Genomic DNA, 14,989 nt, shown 5'->3' on the forward strand with positions numbered 1-14,989 from the left:
CTCTCAGGTAAAAGGACAGGGGGAGAGGCGTCGCGGAAGCACCCACCAGGGGGCTGCCGATTCTTGACGGAACTTCTCCCATGCTCGAAAGCCTTGCCCACGTATTCCAGCCGCTCGCCACCAAGCAGTTCGACCTGCTGCTCGTCATCTACCTGATCGCCATCACCACCGAAGCCATGTCCGGGGCGCTGGCCGCCGGCCGCCGCAACATGGATATTTTCGGCGTGGCGGTGATCGCCTTCGTTACCGCCCTGGGCGGTGGCACCATCCGCGATGTCGTGCTCGGCCATTATCCCATCGGCTGGACGCAGCATCCCGAATACGTCTATCTGGTCACGCTGGCCGGCTTGGCGACGACGCTGCTTGCCCGCTACATGCATCACATGAAGCGGATCTTCCTGATGCTCGACGCGATGGGCCTGGTCGCTTTTTCGCTGATTGGCTGCAACGTCGCGCTGCAACTGCAGTACCCCATCGTCGTCGTGATCATGGCCGGCATGCTGACCGGCATCTCCGGCGGCATCCTGCGCGACGTGCTGTGCAACCAGGTGCCGGTCGTCTTTCGCCATGAGCTGTATGCCAGCGTTTCGCTCTTCGTCTGTGCGCTCTTCCTCGTCTTGCGGGCGTCCGGGGTGCAGGCCGACCTCAATACCGTCATCTGCTTCGGCAGCGGCTTTGCATTCCGCATGCTGGCCCTGCGCTACGGCTGGAAGTTGCCGACCTTCTCCTATCAGCAGAAGTGGGATTGACGCCGTGACGGCCGCTCTGTGACCTGGGTTACGGAGCGAGCGGCCCTTGAGTGCTTAAATGCCGGACCAGCCTGCGGGGGCTGATTGGAGATTCCGATGTTCCGGCTGCTTTCGACGCTTTCCAAAAATTTGATCCTGGCGATTCCGGCTGTCATGGTCGCCGGCTTCCTGTTCGGCCTGGTCGTGCCGGCCGGCTGGCTGAAGACCTTGATCGTGCCGCTGACCTTCCTGATGGTGTACCCGATGATGGTCAGCCTGAAGCTGGCTAAGGTGCTGGAAGGCGGCGACAGCAAGGCGCAGTTTCTGGCCCAGATGATCAACTTCGGCCTCGTGCCGTTCTTCGCCTTCGGCCTCGGCCGCTATTTCTTCCCTGAACAGCCGTACTACGCCATGGGCCTGCTGCTTGCTGCGCTGCTGCCGACCTCGGGCATGACCATTTCGTGGACCGGCTTTGCCGGCGGCAACCTCGGCGCGGCGGTCAAGATGACGGTGCTCGGCCTGATCCTCGGCTCGCTGGCGACGCCCTTCTACGTGCAATGGCTGATGGGGGCGACGGTGCCGGTCGATCTGCTGGCGGTATTTTCGCAGATCGTCTTCATCGTCTTCCTGCCCATGGGCGCTGGCCATTTCACGCAGGCCTACCTGCTCGGGAAGTACGGCCAGAAGGCCTTCCAGGCCGAATGGGCGCCGCGTTTCCCGCCTTTCTCGACGCTTGGCGTGCTCGGCATCGTCTTCGTCGCGATGGCGCTCAAGGCCGAGCAACTGGCCGCCCGGCCGGCCGAACTGCTGCAACTGCTCGGCCCCTTGCTGGCGCTCTATGCCGGCAACTACCTGCTGAGCACCGTGCTTGCCAAGCTGCTGTTGCCGCGCGGCGATGCCATTGCGCTGGTCTATGGCACGGTGATGCGCAACCTGTCGATTGCCCTGGCCCTGGCCATGAATGCCTTCGGCAGCGCCAGCTCGGATGCTGCCCTGGTCATCACGCTGGCCTACATCATCCAGGTGCAGTCGGCGGCGTGGTACGTCAAGCTGACCGATACGCTGTTCGGCCAGAAGCCGGCCGCGTAAAACCGGGTCTCAGGCGCTTGCCACCGCCTGGTCGGCGACGATGCGGCCGTCGACCAGTTCGATGATGCGGTCGCAGCGGGCTGCCAGGCGCGGGTCGTGGGTGACGATCAGGAAAGTGGTGTGCTGGCGGCGATTGAACTCGCGGAGCAGGGCGAAGACATCGTCGGCCGAGTGCGTATCGAGGTTGCCGGTCGGCTCGTCGGCCAGCACCAGCGACGGGTTGGTGACCAGGGCGCGGGCAATGGCGACGCGCTGCTGCTGGCCGCCGGACAGCCGGTTGGCCAGGTGCTGTTTGCGGTCGGCCAGGCCGACCTGGTCGAGCAGGTGGCCGGCACGTTCGAACATCTCGCTATCCGGCCGGCCGCGGGCGACGAGCAGCGGCATGGCGACGTTTTCCTCGGCAGTGAAGGCCGGGATCAGGTGATGATGTTGGAAGACGAAACCGATGCGCTGGCCGCGCAGGCGGGTCAGGCCGGTGTCGTCGAGCTGGCCGCTATCTTCGCCGTCGATGTGCAGCTGGCCGCTGGTCGGCCGGTCGAGCAGGCCGATCAGGTTGAGCAGGGTGCTTTTGCCGGAGCCGGACGGGCCGATCAGGGCGGCGAACTCGCCGCGCTGCAGCGTCAGGTCGATGCCGTGCAGGACTTTGCTTTCCACCTCGCCGCTGCCGTAGGACTTGCGGATGCCGGCGAGGTGCAGGACGCGGTCGTTGGTGTCAGCCACGGATCGCCACCACCGGGTCGAGTTGCGCGGCACGGCGGGCCGGCAGTAGCGCAGAGAGGATGCCGACCAGGCTGGCGCCGCCGGCCGCCAGGGCGACCAGACCGGGTTCGACGCCGATGACGAACATCGGCGTGCCGTCCGGGTTGCGCGCCAGCAGTTGCCACAGCATCAGGAAGCTCCAGGCCAGTGCCGAGCCGAGCAGCGAGCCGAAAAAGCCGACGATGCCGCCTTGCAGCAGGAAGATGCGCCGCATCTGTGCCTGCGTCGCACCCATGGCGCGCAGGATGCCAATTTCCTTGCCGCGCTGGATGACCGACACGACCAGCACGCTGGCGATGCCGAAGGCGACCGAGAGCGCGATGAAGAAGCGGATGACGTTGCTCGATACCCGCTGCGAGGTCAGCGCGGTGACGAACTGGGCGTTGGTCTTGATCCACGAATCGGCGGTCAGCCCGGTTTCGCCGGCGATGCGGCGGGCCAGTTGCTCGGCCAGGTCGAGGTCGTGCAGCGCCAGGTCGATGCTCGACACGCCGCCGACCAGGTCGAGCAGGCTTTGCGCCGTGCGCAGGCCGACATAGACGTTGCGGGCATTGACGCCCTTGTTGCCGAGGTCGAACAGGCCGGTGATGGTCAGCGTGTCGCTGCGCCCGTCAGCCGCGCTCAGGCGCAGCTTGTCGCCGACCTCGGCGCCGAGATCCTTGGCCAGTTCGATGCCGATCACCGCCTCGCCGGCACCAACCCGCAGCTGCCCGGCGGTCAGCCGTTCGGCCAGGGAAATAACCCGGTTGTAGCGTTCCGGCTCGATGCCGACGACGGTAATCGCCTTGTTGGCCTCGCCGCGCACGGCGAAGGCCGGGCCGGAAGCGACCGGTGAGACGGCGGCGATTTCCGGCCAGGTTTCCAGGCGGTCGCGCAGCGTCTGCCACTGGTCGATGGCGCGCAGACGCTGGGCCTGTTTCTGCAGGCGCAGGGCGGTGGCGTCGGTGGCCTGCTGCGGGCGGGCGATTTCCTCGGGCGGCAACAGCGTAATGTGGGCCTGGGAGGACAGCGTGCGCTTGATCAGGTTGGCTTGCAGGCCGGAGAGCAGCGCTGACATGAAGACGATGACGGCGACGCCGACCCCGACGCCGACGATGATCAGCAACGACTGCATCCGCCCCTCGCGCAGAAAGCGCACGGCGGCGATCCATTCGAAGGGCATCCAGGTTTTCAATCTTGGCCCTTATTTCCGGTTGACCGCTGCCACCCGGCGGCCTTCGCCAAGCGTCGCGCTGGCCGGCAGCACGGCCTCGCCTTCACTCAGGCCCTCGATTACCTCGCAGCGTCCGGCGCCGCGCAGGCCGAGCTTGACCGGCTGGCGCACCGTGCGGCCGTCGCGCACGGCCATCACCCACGGCTGGCCGCCGGCATCGCGCACGCTGTCGCAGGGCAGGCTCAGGGCATCCGGTCGGCGGGCGGCTTCGATGTCGATGGAGACGGTCATTTCGTGGCGCAGGGTGGCCGGCGGTTGGGCCACGGCCAGGCGGATTTCGACCGAGCCGCGCAGGGCGTCGATCGACGGCGCGATGTAGCTGAGCGTGGCCGGGAAGTGCTCGCCCGGGTAGGCATCGGCCGACACCTGGGCGTTCTGGCCGAGGGCGAGCAGGCCGAAGTTCTTTTCGTCGATCTGTGCCGTCAACTCGGTGTCGCCATTCGGCGCCAGCGTGAGCAGGGCCTTGCCGGGCTGCGCGGTGTCACCCGGCTCGACGCTGCACGTCAGTACCCGGCCGGCGACCGGGGCGCGCAGCGTGGCGTAGGCCAGGCGGGCTTCAGCCACGGCCAGCGCGGCGCGGGCCTGCTCGACATTGCTGCGGGCGACCCGCACCTCGCTGCCTTGCGGCCGGTTGTTGGCCGCCTGGATCTGCGCCGCCTGCAACTGGCTGGCTGCCACGTCGCGGGCGCGCTGGGCGTCGTCGAGTTGGGCCGGGCTGTAGAAACCCTTGGCGACCAGTTCGCCGACCCGCTGGTACTGGCGCTCGGCCTGGCGGGCATTGGCTTCGGCCTGGCGGAGGCTCTGTTCGGCCAGTGGCAGGCTGGCTTCGCCGATCTGCTGCAGGCGGCTTTCGGCCTGGGCCAGGTTGGCCCTGGCCTGGGCGACGCTGGCCTGCCATTCGGCGGCATCGAACTGGAGCAGTATCTGGCCAGCGATGACCGCATCACCCTCGCGCACCGCCACGCCAGTCACCCGGCCGGTGATCTGGCTGGCCACCTCGACCCGCTGCGGTGTGCGCACCCGGCCGCTAGCGACGACGGCCTGGCGCAATTCGCCGCGTTCGACGCGCGCCACCTCGGCCCGCTCGCCGCCCAGGCTGAAGTAGGCAACGGCAGCCAGGGCGGAACCGCCGAGCAGCAGGGCAAGGCGGCGCGGGCGGGGAAGGCGGGCGAGGATTCCGGTCATGGGGTCTCGGTAGGGTTTGGCGGGTTCGGCGGCAGTTTACGGGAAAGCGGCGGCATCGCGTCGACTGCCGAGAAAGCGGCTTCGTTGCGCAGCACGGCATCGCCGCTGCTCCAGCGCAGTAGCGGGGTAGCAGCTTTCGCCATATTGACGGTGTTGCAGGCGTCGATGCACAGGCCGCATTGCGTGCAGGAGAACGTCCAGCGTTTCAGGCTGCGCGGTTTCTGGCGATGGAGACGATTGTGTCGAAGCCGCTTTCAAGGGGCCGTTACCGCCTTCAGGCGCAGGGCATCGAGCACGACTGGCGCCTTGATGCTCAGGAAATGAGGGCTGCCTTCCGCCGTGAAGCGGAATTCCAGGGCGTTTTGCTGCGGGCAGAGGCTTTCCTCGGCCAGGGCTTCGAAGCGGTCGTCGGTGAGCTTCACCTGGCCATTGCCGGCGACCGAAAATTCGAGGCGGAGCTGATAGTCGCCCTGGCCGAGCGCGCCAAGCGGAATGAAGTAGCCGCCTTCCCGGGGATTGCGCCAGGCGGCCAGTTCGCGGGTACCCAGTTGGCTGCCGGCGGAGAGCAGCAGGGCCAGCGCAGCGAGGAAACGCCCGCCGCACCGGCCATGGCGCCGATACTGCCAAGGCTGGCCAGGCCGAGAACGGTAAACGTGGACATGGCGGATTGCGTCTTAGAAAACCAGCACCTTGCGCTGGGCTTCCAGCACGGTGCGGGCCATGGCATCCGGCTTGGCCGGGGTGATGCCGTCCTTCAGCTTGTCGGGCGTGTTGCCGCTGTTGGGCAGATACAGCGCGCAGACGTTGGCGGTGGCGCCCTTCTTGATGGCGCTGTCGAGCAGTTGGGCCGGGGTGACGTCCTGCGGCTTGAGCTTCTCGCCGCCGGCTTCCTTGAGGGCGAGGTCGCCGGCCTTGTCGCAGAGCAGCACCTGAACCTGGGCGCCCTGGCCCTGCATCTGGTTGGCGAGGACGAGGGCGATGCCCTGGGTCATCGGGCTGGCCGAGTTGAGGATGAGGGTGGCGGCCTGCGGCTCGGCGTGGGCGGTGGAGAAGGCGAGCAGGCTGGCGACGGCGAAGAGGGTCTTTTTCATGATGGTCCTTGGGTGGGTTGAAGGTCAGGCGTTGCGCAGGGCGATGGTCCACGCTTCCATGGCCTGGTTGGCCGGCTGCATGGGGGCTTCGAGGAAGCTGATGACGAACTTGTCGCCCATGTCGGCGATGCCGATGGAGCGCGGGCGTACGGCCAGCATCTGCGGGGTCGGGATGGCGAAGCCGAAGCAGAAGATGATGTCCACGGCGGCCGTCATGCCCTCGACGATCGGGCCTTCGATCTTGCGCGTGTGGGCGTAGTGGTCGAAAACGCCGATGAACTGGACTTTCGGGTTTTCGGCGATACGTGCCTGGTAGTAGGCGACCAGTTCATCGACGCTGCGGTAGGTGGTTTCGTTCTTGCCAATTTCGGCAACGTAAATCGGGTACTTTTCCTGGAGCAGGGTTTGTTTCATGGCTTGCGATTCCGATGGGATGACAGCTCAGTTGAGAAAATTCGTCCGGATGCCTTCGACCAGGCTGCGGATGTGAGGGCTGCGCAGGGTGAAATAGACGCGGTTGCCCGCGCTGCGCGCTTCCAGAATGCCGCGATCGGCCAGCTTGTGCAGATGCAGCGAGATGGTTGGCAGCGGCTTGCCGAGGCGGGCCTGCAGTTCGCCGACCGAGGCTTCCCCTTCGCTGAGCAGGCACAGGATGCGCAGGCTCAGTGGGTGGCCGATGGCTTGCAGGCAGCGGGCGATGGTGCCGAATTCGGCTTCGGCCCGCTGCAGGCCGGAGAGGGCGCCAGGCAGGCGGGGCAGTTCGCCCGGCTGGGCGGAGGGCGGGGTGTTCGGGCGTGGATTCATGGCGTCAGTATTTCAAGGGCAGGGAAAGGGGCGCCGGGGTACCCGGCAGGTCGAAGGCGCTGTCATCGAAGCGCGGCGGGCCGATCACCTTCGGATTGTTCGACAGCGCGTAACCTTCAGTCGGAAACATGCCAAGGCGCAGGTTGAGCTTTTCGTCGCCGTTCGCGTCGTGATAGGCCATGACGGCATAGCGCCCGGCCGGGAGATCGGTAAAGACCAGCGTCGCCTTGCCGGCGGCGGCCGGTTGCGACAACAACCGGAAGGCACGGTCCTCCTTGCGGAAGCTATCCGGCTCCCGGTAGAGCGAAACGCGCACATTGCCCTCGGCCGAGCGGATGCCGCTGACCTCGACGACCAGTTGCTGCGTTTCGGCCAGGCAGGGCGGCACGGCGATCAGCCAGCCGAGCAGCACGAGAAGGGGCGTGCGATGCTCAGTGGGCATGGCCATGCGTGTGGCAGTCGTTGTTGGGAACGACGGCGAGCGGCAGCAGGCGGTTTTCGAGGAGGGCCTGGACTGCCGCGTCGGGATCGGTTTCGTCGGTGACGATGGCCAGGATGCCGTGGCGCTTGAGGCGCAGGTATAGGCCGTTGCCCAGGCCGCTGGTGATCAGCACGTTGATGTCGGCCAGCGGGGCAGCGAATGCGTCGTGACTGGCATGGAAGCTCTGTTCGAAGGGCAGTTCGATCAGCCGCTTGCCGGCCACCGCGCCGCGCTCGATGTCGTAAATCCAGAAATTTCGGCATTTGCCGGCATGGCCGGTGATGCGGCGGCGGTTCTGACTGCTGATGGCGATTTGCATGGCTTTCTCCGGGGTGGTCAGGCCTTGTCCAGTTCGTCACGGCCGATGATCAGGCGCGTGTCGGTCAGGTACTGGTGAGGCGGTATTTCCAGGTTGCTCGGCGCCGGCTTGTTCTTGAAGACGCGGCCGGCGAAATCGAAGGTCGAGCCGTGACAGGGGCAGAGGAAGCCGCCTGGCCAGTCGGCGCCCAATGCGGCATCGCCCGGTGTGAAGGCGGCCGACGGCGAGCAGCCAAGGTGGGTGCAGATCCCGACGGCGACGAGGATTTCCGGCCGGCGCGAACGGGTTTCGTTGGTCGCGTAACCGGGTTGCTGCGGCTTGTCGGAAGCCGGATCGGCCAGCATGGGCTCGGCCTTCTTCAGCGTGGCGAGCATCTCCGGCGTGCGGTTGAGAATCCAGACCGGCTTGCCGCGCCATTCGACGACCATCATGTCGCCGGGTGCCAGCTTGCCGATATCGACCTCGACCGGCGCGCCGGCTGCCTTGGCACGCTCCGAGGGCATCAGGCTGGAGACGAAGGGGACGATGGCGGCGAGGCTTAGCGCGCCGCTGGCGCCGACGGTGGCGATCATCCATTGGCGGCGGGTGGGGCTGGCGCAAGTGGTGAAGGATTCGCCGTGGCACAGGCATTCGGACATGTCGGGCTCCTCAGAGGCGATCAGTGATGGCGCTGTATTTCAGCAATGCGCGGAACTGGCCCTTGCCGAGCACGGCCTGCATGCGCTTGATGGTGGCGATCTGCGCCTCGGTCGCGCTACGCTTGAGGGCGACCAGGGCATCCAGGCGCGACTGCAGTTCGGCGAGCGGCACCGTGTTGTCGAGTACTTCGCGGGCGATGGCTTGCTCCATCTTTTCCGCCTGCGACAGGCGGGAAAAAACCTTGAGCGGAGCTTCCGCCATCAATTCGCGCAGCGCCGCGCGCTGGGCGTCGTTCAAACCCAGCGCCTCGGCCCGGTCGAGCGAGGTGCGCAGCAGGTGAGGCAGGTTGGCCGGCAGGATCAGCGCGTAATCGACGGTTTGCGGCCGCAGGTGCGTCGCGTGGTCGTCGGCGACGGCCGGCTGGGCGGTGAGCAGTGCGAGGCCGACGGCCAGGATGCGTTGCTGCATGGGGCGTGTCCCGATTGGCGAAACGGATGGAATGTCAGCATGTTCTAATCAAGACCCGTGCCAGCCGGCGTGGTGGGGATGGGTTTTGCAAGCCACTGATTCCGTGGGTGAAATTTTCAAGCACCCTGGCTGCAGTCCGCCACCTCGTGATAAATTGCTGACATTGGCAGAATAACTGGCAGCATTTGGCAGTCAGGATGCTGCGAGGAGACAAAATGCGTGAGCCAGCCAAGCCCCCCCGTGAACTGGTGTCCTTTCTCGAAGGGCTTTCCGAACCGCACATCCTGTGCGACCGCAATTACCGCATCCTGGCGGCCAATGAGGCTTATCGGGCGAAGTGGGTTGGCCAGCCCGAGGTCGTCGGGCGTGCCTGCTACGAGGTGTCGCACCGCTACAGCGTGCCGTGCGACCAGGCCGGCGAATCCTGCCCACTGCAGAACAGCCTGCGCTCCGGCCAGCGCGAGCGGGTGGTGCATCTGCATCACACCCACCTCGGCGAGCAACTGGAGAACATCGAACTCTCGCCGATCCGGGACGATACCGGCGAAATCGCCTACTTCATCGAAAAGCTGGAACCCTTGCCAGTGCAGCGCAGCGAGGAGCACGCACAAGGCCTGATCGGACGCTCGCCGGCCTTCGTCGCGATGATGGAACTGGTGGCGCGGGTCGCCCCGTCGGACGCGGCGGTGCTGCTGCAGGGTGAATCCGGCACGGGCAAGGAACTGGTCGCCAACGCCATCCACCACATGAGCCGGCGAGCGGCCAAGCCCTTCGTCGCCGTCGATTGCTCGGGGCTGGCCGAAACCCTCTTCGAAAGCGAACTGTTCGGCCATGAGCGGGGCGCCTTCACCGGCGCCGTGGCGCGCAAGACCGGCCTGGTCGAGGCGGCGGCCGGCGGCACGCTGTTCATCGACGAAGTGGGCGACATCCCGCTGTCGATCCAGGTCAAGCTGCTGCGCCTGCTCGAAACCGGCACCTTCCGCCGGGTCGGTTCAACCGAGCTGCGGCGGGCGGATATCCGCGTCGTCTCGGCTACCCATCGCCCGCTGGCCGACATGGTGTGCGACGGCAGCTTCCGCCAGGATCTCTTTTACCGCCTCAACATCTTTCCGATCCATCTGCCGGCCCTGCGCGAACGGCGTGACGACATCGTGCCGCTCGCCGAGGCCCTGCTGGTGCGGGTGGCCGGTGGTCGCCAGCTGCGCCTCAGCCGGGCCGCCATCGGCTGGCTGCGCGATTACGCATTTCCGGGCAATGTCCGCGAAATGCGCAACCTGCTCGAGCGGGCCTGCCTGCTGTGTGACGGCGATGAAATCGATCTCCGCCACCTGCCGGACACCCAGTCTTCCGCCCTGCCGGGTGGCAGCGGGAAAGGTGGCGGGCAGACCGCACTGACCGACCGGCAGCTGCAGGAGATGGCGCGCAGCTTCTCGGGCAGCCGCAAGGAACTGGCGCGCCGCCTGGGCCTCTCCGAGCGCACCCTGTACCGGCGGCTCAAGGAAGTGCCGGGCTGAGGCGCCCTAAGGCCTTGTCCAGCGGGCGATCAGCGCCGTGAGGGCGACGGCGGCCAGCGGCAGCAGCAGGGCCTGCTGCGGATTGTCGAGCTGCTCCGGTGCGATGACCAGCAGCAGGCCCAGGCCGAACATCATCAGGCCGGAAAGCAGCTTGAGCAGGCGCCCCTCCCGCTCGCTGAGCTTGCGGCTGCCCAGGGTGCGGACGAAGGCGAGCACGATCAGCAGCAGCGGCAGGATGTAGATCAGGTTGTAGAGCAGCAGGTAGGCGTAGTGCTGTGCCACATCCTGCTCGCGCAAGGTGAGCAGGCGGGTGAAGACCATCGGAAAACCGGCGGTGCACAGCAACTCATAAAAATTGGCGACGCTGGCCAGCAGCAGCGTGGTGGCGAGCATGGTCGGCAGGTGCCCGCTCTGCACCAGGCGCCGGCCGCGCTGGAAGAGGTCGGCCCGGCGCTCGGCGCTGATCGAGAGTGAGGGGCCGTGCGGGAAGGCGAAATAGTCCTTCAGGTTGAGGGCGCCGATGAGCAGGGCCAGGGCACCGGCTGCCGCCGTGATCCAGGCGAGGTTGCCGACGACCAGGAAGACATTGAGCCAGGCTGCCATGAAGGCAAAATACAGTACGCCGGAGCAGAGCACGAAGATGCCGCCGATCAGCAGCATGCGGCTGCGCTGGTGCTGGTGGGTGAGCAGGGAAAGCAGGAAGAGCAGCACGAAAAAGGCGCAGGGATTGAAGGCATCGAGCCCGGCGAGCAGGATGGTGAGTACCGGGAGTGACAGGTCCGCCAGCCGGATTTCGCCCAGTAGCGGGAGGTTCAGGGGCGTTTCCACGGTCGGCGGGATGGCCGCCGTGCCCTGGCGGCAGGCTTCGAGACGGGCGAGCAACTCCGCCTGCTGCACTGCTGCATCGGGCCAGCCGACTTCCATGTGTCCGCAATAGAACAGGGTTGGCACGGCCAGTGCCGTCTCGCCATGGGCTAGCGCCATGTCCTGGAAGCGTTGCAGGTTGGTCGGCGACTGGGTGATTTCGTAGTCGTGAAGGTGCAGCCATGGGTGTTCGGCCGCCATTTGCCGTAGTTCCGGCAGGGCCTTCAGGCAGTGCGGACAACGCAGCGACCAGAAGACATGCAGATCGACGGCCGTTTCGGCAATGGCCGTCAGCGTGGTCAGGGCGAGCAGCAAGGCGAGCAGCAAGCGGCGAGTCATGGCGTGATTGGGCAGAAAACGGCCTGGATTTCATTGTAGTCCGCCGGTCGTCGCGGCAAGCTCGGTGGACAAAAAAATGGCGGGGACGAGCCCCGCCAAAAGTCACGCAAGTAAGGATGCCCGGCCTGAATCATGCGCCTCCGGCAGCCCGTGTCCGGGTACTGGATGGCAGGCTCCAGGCCTGTGTTGCGGCTACTGTCTAACAAGATCCGTGCCATGCCCTTGCTCAATCGACTCGGGTGTTAATAATCAGCTACTTATGTTTTCGAATGATCTGATATTCACTGCCAATTGGCAGCTTTGTTGTCATCTGGCAGTCAAACTGGTTGCCCTGCTTGCCAGCCTGGGATCAGCATCAGGCGGTGATCGGGTCAGGCGGTATTCCCGAGCAATCGGGCGCCGTGCCGGGAAATCTGTGCTAGATTGGCCAATACAGGTTCTTTCGGACCTGCCGGGCCTTGCTGCCCGGTCCTGTCCGGCAAGCCAGCCCAACGCCAGCCAGCCAATCAGATTTTCTTCCCCGCCGGAAGGAAAAGCAGTTTTCTCAACGATCTTCGGGTCGAAACGGAGCATGGTTCTCGTGTCGTTTTCCTGGCCGGGGCCGTTCACGCAGCGATCCGGGGATTTTCATTACCTGGAGAACAATCGTGGCAACCAAGAAAACCAAATCCGCTCCCATCGACATCGGTATCGGCGAGGCCGACCGCAAGGCCATCGCAGCCGGCCTGTCGGCCCTGTTGGCCGACAGCTACACGTTGTACCTGATGACGCACAATTTCCACTGGAACGTGACCGGGCCGCAGTTCAACAGCCTGCATACCATGTTCATGGGGCAATACACCGAGCAGTGGAATGCCCTGGACATCATCGCGGAGCGCATCCGGGCCCTCGGTTTCCCGGCGCCCGGTACCTATAAGGAGTTCGTCAAGCTCGCCTCGATCAAGGAAGTCGAAGGCGTGCCCAAGGCCAACGACATGATCCGCCACCTGGTTGCGGCACAGGAAGCCACTGCCCGTACGGCACGCAACCTGTTCAAGCTGGTGGACAAGGTCAACGACCAGCCGACGGCCGATGTGCTGACCCAGCGCATCGATGTGCACGAAAAAACCGCCTGGATGCTGCGCAGCCTGCTAGAGGAGTGAGTCTCCATTGCCGATAGCCGGAGTCGATCGTTTGAATCGGTTTAATCAATTGGTTTTAACGGTCGGTCTTTTCTAGGATGTAGTCGTTGTATCTATCAACCCGTTCAACAGGAGAGATCACATGGCAACGGACCACAATCACGGCAAAACCGGCGGCCAATGCCCGGTCATGCATGGTGGCGCAACCACGGCCGATTCGGCGAACAACATGGCCTGGTGGCCGAAGGCGCTCAACCTCGACATCCTGCACCAGCACGACAGCAAGACCAATCCGCTCGGCCCGGATTTCAACTACCGCGAGGAGCTGAAGAAACTCGACGTCGAGGCCTTGAAGAATGACCTCAAGGCGCTGATGACCGACAGCCAGTCCTGGTGGCCGGCCGACTGGGGCCACTACGGCGGCCTGATGATCCGCATGGCCTGGCACTCGGCCGGTACCTATCGCATCGCCGATGGTCGGGGCGGCGGCGGCACCGGCAACCAGCGCTTCGCCCCGCTCAACTCCTGGCCGGACAACGGCAACCTCGACAAGGCGCGCCGTCTGCTCTGGCCGATCAAGAAGAAATACGGCAACAAGATCAGCTGGGCCGACCTGATGATCCTCGCCGGCAACATGGCCTACGAGTCGATGGGCTTCAAGACCTTCGGCTTCGCCTTTGGCCGCGAGGACATCTGGCAGCCGGAAAAGGATATCTACTGGGGTTCCGAGAAGGAATGGTTGGCACCGAGCGGCAGCGAAGGCAGCCGTTATTCCGGCGAACGCGATCTCGAAAACCCGCTCGCCGCCGTGATGATGGGCCTGATCTACGTGAACCCGGAAGGCGTGGACGGCAAGCCCGACCCGCTCAAGACAGCCCGTGACATGCGCGTCACTTTTGCCCGCATGGCGATGAACGACGAGGAAACCGTCGCCCTGACCGCTGGCGGGCACACCGTCGGCAAGGCGCACGGCAACGGCAGTGCGGCTAACCTCGGGCCCGCTCCGGAAGGTGCCGATGTTGCCGAGCAGGGCCTGGGCTGGGTGAACCACACCACCCGCGGTATCGGCCGCGACACGGTGACCAGCGGCATCGAGGGGGCCTGGACGGCGCACCCGACACAGTGGGACGGCGGCTATTTCGACATGCTGTTCAAGCATGACTGGTGGCTGCAGAAGTCTCCGGCCGGCGCCTGGCAGTGGGAACCGGTGACGATCGCCGAAGAGGACATGCCGGTCGATGTCGAAGACCCGTCGATCCGCCGCAAGCCCATGATGACCGACGCCGATATGGCGCTCCGCTTCGATCCGGAATACCGCAAGATCGCCGAGCGCTTCCACAAGGATCAGGCCTACTTCGAGGAAGTCTTCGCCCGCGCCTGGTTCAAGCTGACGCACCGCGACATGGGGCCGAAGTCCCGCTACATCGGCCCGGATGTGCCGCAGGAAGATCTCATCTGGCAAGACCCTGTACCGGCTGGTCGCAAAGACTACGACGTCGCTGCCGTCAAGGCGAAAATTGCAGCGGCCGGCCTGGGCGTGGCCGAGATGGTGGCCACCGCCTGGGACAGTGCCCGCACTTTCCGCGGATCGGACAAGCGCGGCGGCGCCAATGGTGCCCGCATCCGCTTGGCCCCGCAAAAGGATTGGGAGGGCAACGAACCGGCTCGTCTGGCCAGGGTATTGGCGATCTATGAAAAGATCGCGGCCGAAACCGGCGCCAGCGTGGCTGACGTCATCGTGCTGGCCGGCAACGTCGGCATCGAGCAGGCGGCCAAGGCGGCCGGTGTCGCGGTGAGCGTGCCCTTCGCACCGGGCCGCGGCGATGCGACGCAGGAAATGACCGATGTCGAATCCTTCGAAGTGCTGGAACCGCTGGCTGATGGCTTCCGCAACTGGCTGAAGAAGGACTACGTGGTCACGCCGGAGGAGTTGCTGCTCGACCGCGCCCAGCTGATGCGCCTGACTGCCTGCGAAATGACGGCGCTGGTCGGCGGCATGCGCGTGCTCGGCACGAACCATGGTGGCTCGCAACAGGGCGTGTTCACCGATCGTGTCGGTGCGCTGACCAACGACTTCTTCGTCAATCTGACCGACATGGCTTACACCTGGAAGCCGACCGGCCGCAACAGCTATGCCATCGTTGATCGCAAGACGGGGGCGACCCGCTGGACGGCCAGCCGCGTCGATCTGGTCTTCGGTTCCAACTCGGTGCTGCGCGCCTACGCCGAGGTCTATGCCCAGGACGACAACCGCGAGAAGTTTGTCCATGATTTCGTCGCTGCCTGGACGAAGGTCATGAACGCCGACCGCTTCGATCTCGTCTGATCCGGAAGCTTCCGGCAAAACAAAAGCCCGGAGCCTTGCGGCACCGGGC

At 65.4% G+C, this 14,989-nt stretch carries 17 protein-coding genes; 5 read left to right on the forward strand and 12 right to left on the reverse strand.

What is annotated here, in order from left to right; all coding sequences use genetic code 11:
* Positions 1-80: 80 nt before the first annotated feature.
* Together K420_RS0111465 and K420_RS0111470 are read left to right on the forward strand one after the other, a co-directional pair.
* Positions 81-749, forward strand: a complete 669-nt coding sequence (locus tag K420_RS0111465; protein WP_027458192.1) for a trimeric intracellular cation channel family protein — start codon at positions 81-83, stop codon at positions 747-749.
* Between the two features lie 96 nt (positions 750-845).
* Positions 846-1,817: an arsenic resistance protein gene (locus K420_RS0111470; protein ID WP_027458193.1), complete on the forward strand. Its 972-nt coding sequence runs from the start codon at positions 846-848 to the stop codon at positions 1,815-1,817.
* Positions 1,818-1,826: 9 nt separating this feature from the next.
* Here K420_RS0111470 and K420_RS0111475 read toward each other — a convergent pair whose 3' ends face one another.
* The 11 genes from K420_RS0111475 to K420_RS0111535 form a co-directional block, all read right to left on the reverse strand.
* Positions 1,827-2,537: an ABC transporter ATP-binding protein gene (locus K420_RS0111475; protein WP_027458194.1), complete on the reverse strand. Its 711-nt coding sequence runs from the start codon at positions 2,535-2,537 to the stop codon at positions 1,827-1,829.
* The gene (locus K420_RS0111480; RefSeq protein ID WP_035854761.1) at positions 2,530-3,738 is read right to left on the reverse strand and encodes an ABC transporter permease; all 1,209 of its coding nucleotides are present in this window, start codon (positions 3,736-3,738) and stop codon (positions 2,530-2,532) included. The genes K420_RS0111475 and K420_RS0111480 overlap by 8 nt, the downstream gene beginning before the upstream one ends.
* A gap of 21 nt (positions 3,739-3,759) precedes the next feature.
* Positions 3,760-4,974: an efflux RND transporter periplasmic adaptor subunit gene (locus K420_RS18830; RefSeq protein WP_051453093.1), complete on the reverse strand. Its 1,215-nt coding sequence runs from the start codon at positions 4,972-4,974 to the stop codon at positions 3,760-3,762.
* A 254-nt stretch (positions 4,975-5,228) separates the two neighbouring features.
* On the reverse strand, positions 5,229-5,396 hold the full coding sequence (locus tag K420_RS20485; RefSeq protein ID WP_157275072.1) for a hypothetical protein: 168 nt from the start codon (positions 5,394-5,396) through the stop codon (positions 5,229-5,231).
* 252 nt (positions 5,397-5,648) lie between these two features.
* Positions 5,649-6,065, reverse strand: coding sequence for a hypothetical protein (locus tag K420_RS0111505; RefSeq protein ID WP_027458196.1), 417 nt, complete (start codon positions 6,063-6,065; stop codon positions 5,649-5,651).
* A gap of 24 nt (positions 6,066-6,089) precedes the next feature.
* The gene (locus tag K420_RS0111510) at positions 6,090-6,479 is read right to left on the reverse strand and encodes a DUF6858 family protein (protein WP_027458197.1); all 390 of its coding nucleotides are present in this window, start codon (positions 6,477-6,479) and stop codon (positions 6,090-6,092) included.
* Between the two features lie 27 nt (positions 6,480-6,506).
* A complete protein-coding gene (locus tag K420_RS0111515) occupies positions 6,507-6,869 on the reverse strand; it encodes an ArsR/SmtB family transcription factor (RefSeq protein WP_051453094.1) in 363 nt (120 codons plus the stop codon).
* A gap of 4 nt (positions 6,870-6,873) precedes the next feature.
* A complete protein-coding gene (locus tag K420_RS0111520; protein ID WP_232422765.1) occupies positions 6,874-7,317 on the reverse strand; it encodes a DUF2141 domain-containing protein in 444 nt (147 codons plus the stop codon).
* Complete coding sequence (locus K420_RS18840) at positions 7,301-7,669, reverse strand: NifB/NifX family molybdenum-iron cluster-binding protein (RefSeq protein ID WP_051453096.1); 369 nt, start codon at positions 7,667-7,669, stop codon at positions 7,301-7,303. The genes K420_RS0111520 and K420_RS18840 overlap by 17 nt, the downstream gene beginning before the upstream one ends.
* A gap of 17 nt (positions 7,670-7,686) precedes the next feature.
* A complete protein-coding gene (petA, locus tag K420_RS0111530; RefSeq protein WP_027458200.1) occupies positions 7,687-8,307 on the reverse strand; it encodes a ubiquinol-cytochrome c reductase iron-sulfur subunit in 621 nt (206 codons plus the stop codon).
* Positions 8,308-8,317: 10 nt separating this feature from the next.
* Positions 8,318-8,776: a hypothetical protein gene (locus K420_RS0111535; protein WP_027458201.1), complete on the reverse strand. Its 459-nt coding sequence runs from the start codon at positions 8,774-8,776 to the stop codon at positions 8,318-8,320.
* A gap of 215 nt (positions 8,777-8,991) precedes the next feature.
* Between K420_RS0111535 and K420_RS0111540 the strand changes: the two genes are divergently transcribed.
* The gene (locus K420_RS0111540) at positions 8,992-10,290 is read left to right on the forward strand and encodes a sigma-54 interaction domain-containing protein (RefSeq protein ID WP_027458202.1); all 1,299 of its coding nucleotides are present in this window, start codon (positions 8,992-8,994) and stop codon (positions 10,288-10,290) included.
* Between the two features lie 6 nt (positions 10,291-10,296).
* On the opposite strand, the gene K420_RS0111545 is transcribed toward K420_RS0111540, so the two are convergent.
* Positions 10,297-11,493, reverse strand: coding sequence for a membrane protein (locus K420_RS0111545; RefSeq protein ID WP_035854768.1), 1,197 nt, complete (start codon positions 11,491-11,493; stop codon positions 10,297-10,299).
* A gap of 647 nt (positions 11,494-12,140) precedes the next feature.
* Between K420_RS0111545 and K420_RS0111550 the strand changes: the two genes are divergently transcribed.
* Positions 12,141-12,635: a Dps family protein gene (locus K420_RS0111550; protein WP_027458204.1), complete on the forward strand. Its 495-nt coding sequence runs from the start codon at positions 12,141-12,143 to the stop codon at positions 12,633-12,635.
* 121 nt (positions 12,636-12,756) lie between these two features.
* Entirely contained in the window at positions 12,757-14,940 is a 2,184-nt protein-coding gene (katG, locus tag K420_RS0111555) for a catalase/peroxidase HPI (RefSeq protein WP_027458205.1), read from the forward strand.
* Positions 14,941-14,989: the final 49 nt, after the last annotated feature.

Source organism: Dechloromonas agitata is5 (assembly GCF_000519045.1).
Lineage (GTDB): Bacteria > Pseudomonadota > Gammaproteobacteria > Burkholderiales > Rhodocyclaceae > Azonexus > Azonexus agitatus.

What these genes read in the sequence shown, in the direction of transcription:
- K420_RS0111465 (WP_027458192.1), top strand. Translation starts at nt 81, where the DNA reads ATGCTCGAAAGCCTTGCCCACGTATTCCAGCCGCTCGCCACCAAGCAG.
- K420_RS0111470 (WP_027458193.1), top strand. Translation starts at nt 846, where the DNA reads ATGTTCCGGCTGCTTTCGACGCTTTCCAAAAATTTGATCCTGGCGATT.
- K420_RS0111480 (WP_035854761.1), bottom strand. Translation starts at nt 3,738, where the DNA reads ATGCCCTTCGAATGGATCGCCGCCGTGCGCTTTCTGCGCGAGGGGCGG.
- K420_RS18830 (WP_051453093.1), bottom strand. Translation starts at nt 4,974, where the DNA reads ATGACCGGAATCCTCGCCCGCCTTCCCCGCCCGCGCCGCCTTGCCCTG.
- K420_RS0111505 (WP_027458196.1), bottom strand. Translation starts at nt 6,065, where the DNA reads ATGAAAAAGACCCTCTTCGCCGTCGCCAGCCTGCTCGCCTTCTCCACC.
- K420_RS0111510 (WP_027458197.1), bottom strand. Translation starts at nt 6,479, where the DNA reads ATGAAACAAACCCTGCTCCAGGAAAAGTACCCGATTTACGTTGCCGAA.
- K420_RS0111515 (WP_051453094.1), bottom strand. Translation starts at nt 6,869, where the DNA reads ATGAATCCACGCCCGAACACCCCGCCCTCCGCCCAGCCGGGCGAACTG.
- K420_RS0111520 (WP_232422765.1), bottom strand. Translation starts at nt 7,317, where the DNA reads ATGGCCATGCCCACTGAGCATCGCACGCCCCTTCTCGTGCTGCTCGGC.
- K420_RS18840 (WP_051453096.1), bottom strand. Translation starts at nt 7,669, where the DNA reads ATGCAAATCGCCATCAGCAGTCAGAACCGCCGCCGCATCACCGGCCAT.
- petA (WP_027458200.1), bottom strand. Translation starts at nt 8,307, where the DNA reads ATGTCCGAATGCCTGTGCCACGGCGAATCCTTCACCACTTGCGCCAGC.
- K420_RS0111535 (WP_027458201.1), bottom strand. Translation starts at nt 8,776, where the DNA reads ATGCAGCAACGCATCCTGGCCGTCGGCCTCGCACTGCTCACCGCCCAG.
- K420_RS0111540 (WP_027458202.1), top strand. Translation starts at nt 8,992, where the DNA reads ATGCGTGAGCCAGCCAAGCCCCCCCGTGAACTGGTGTCCTTTCTCGAA.
- K420_RS0111545 (WP_035854768.1), bottom strand. Translation starts at nt 11,493, where the DNA reads ATGACTCGCCGCTTGCTGCTCGCCTTGCTGCTCGCCCTGACCACGCTG.
- katG (WP_027458205.1), top strand. Translation starts at nt 12,757, where the DNA reads ATGGCAACGGACCACAATCACGGCAAAACCGGCGGCCAATGCCCGGTC.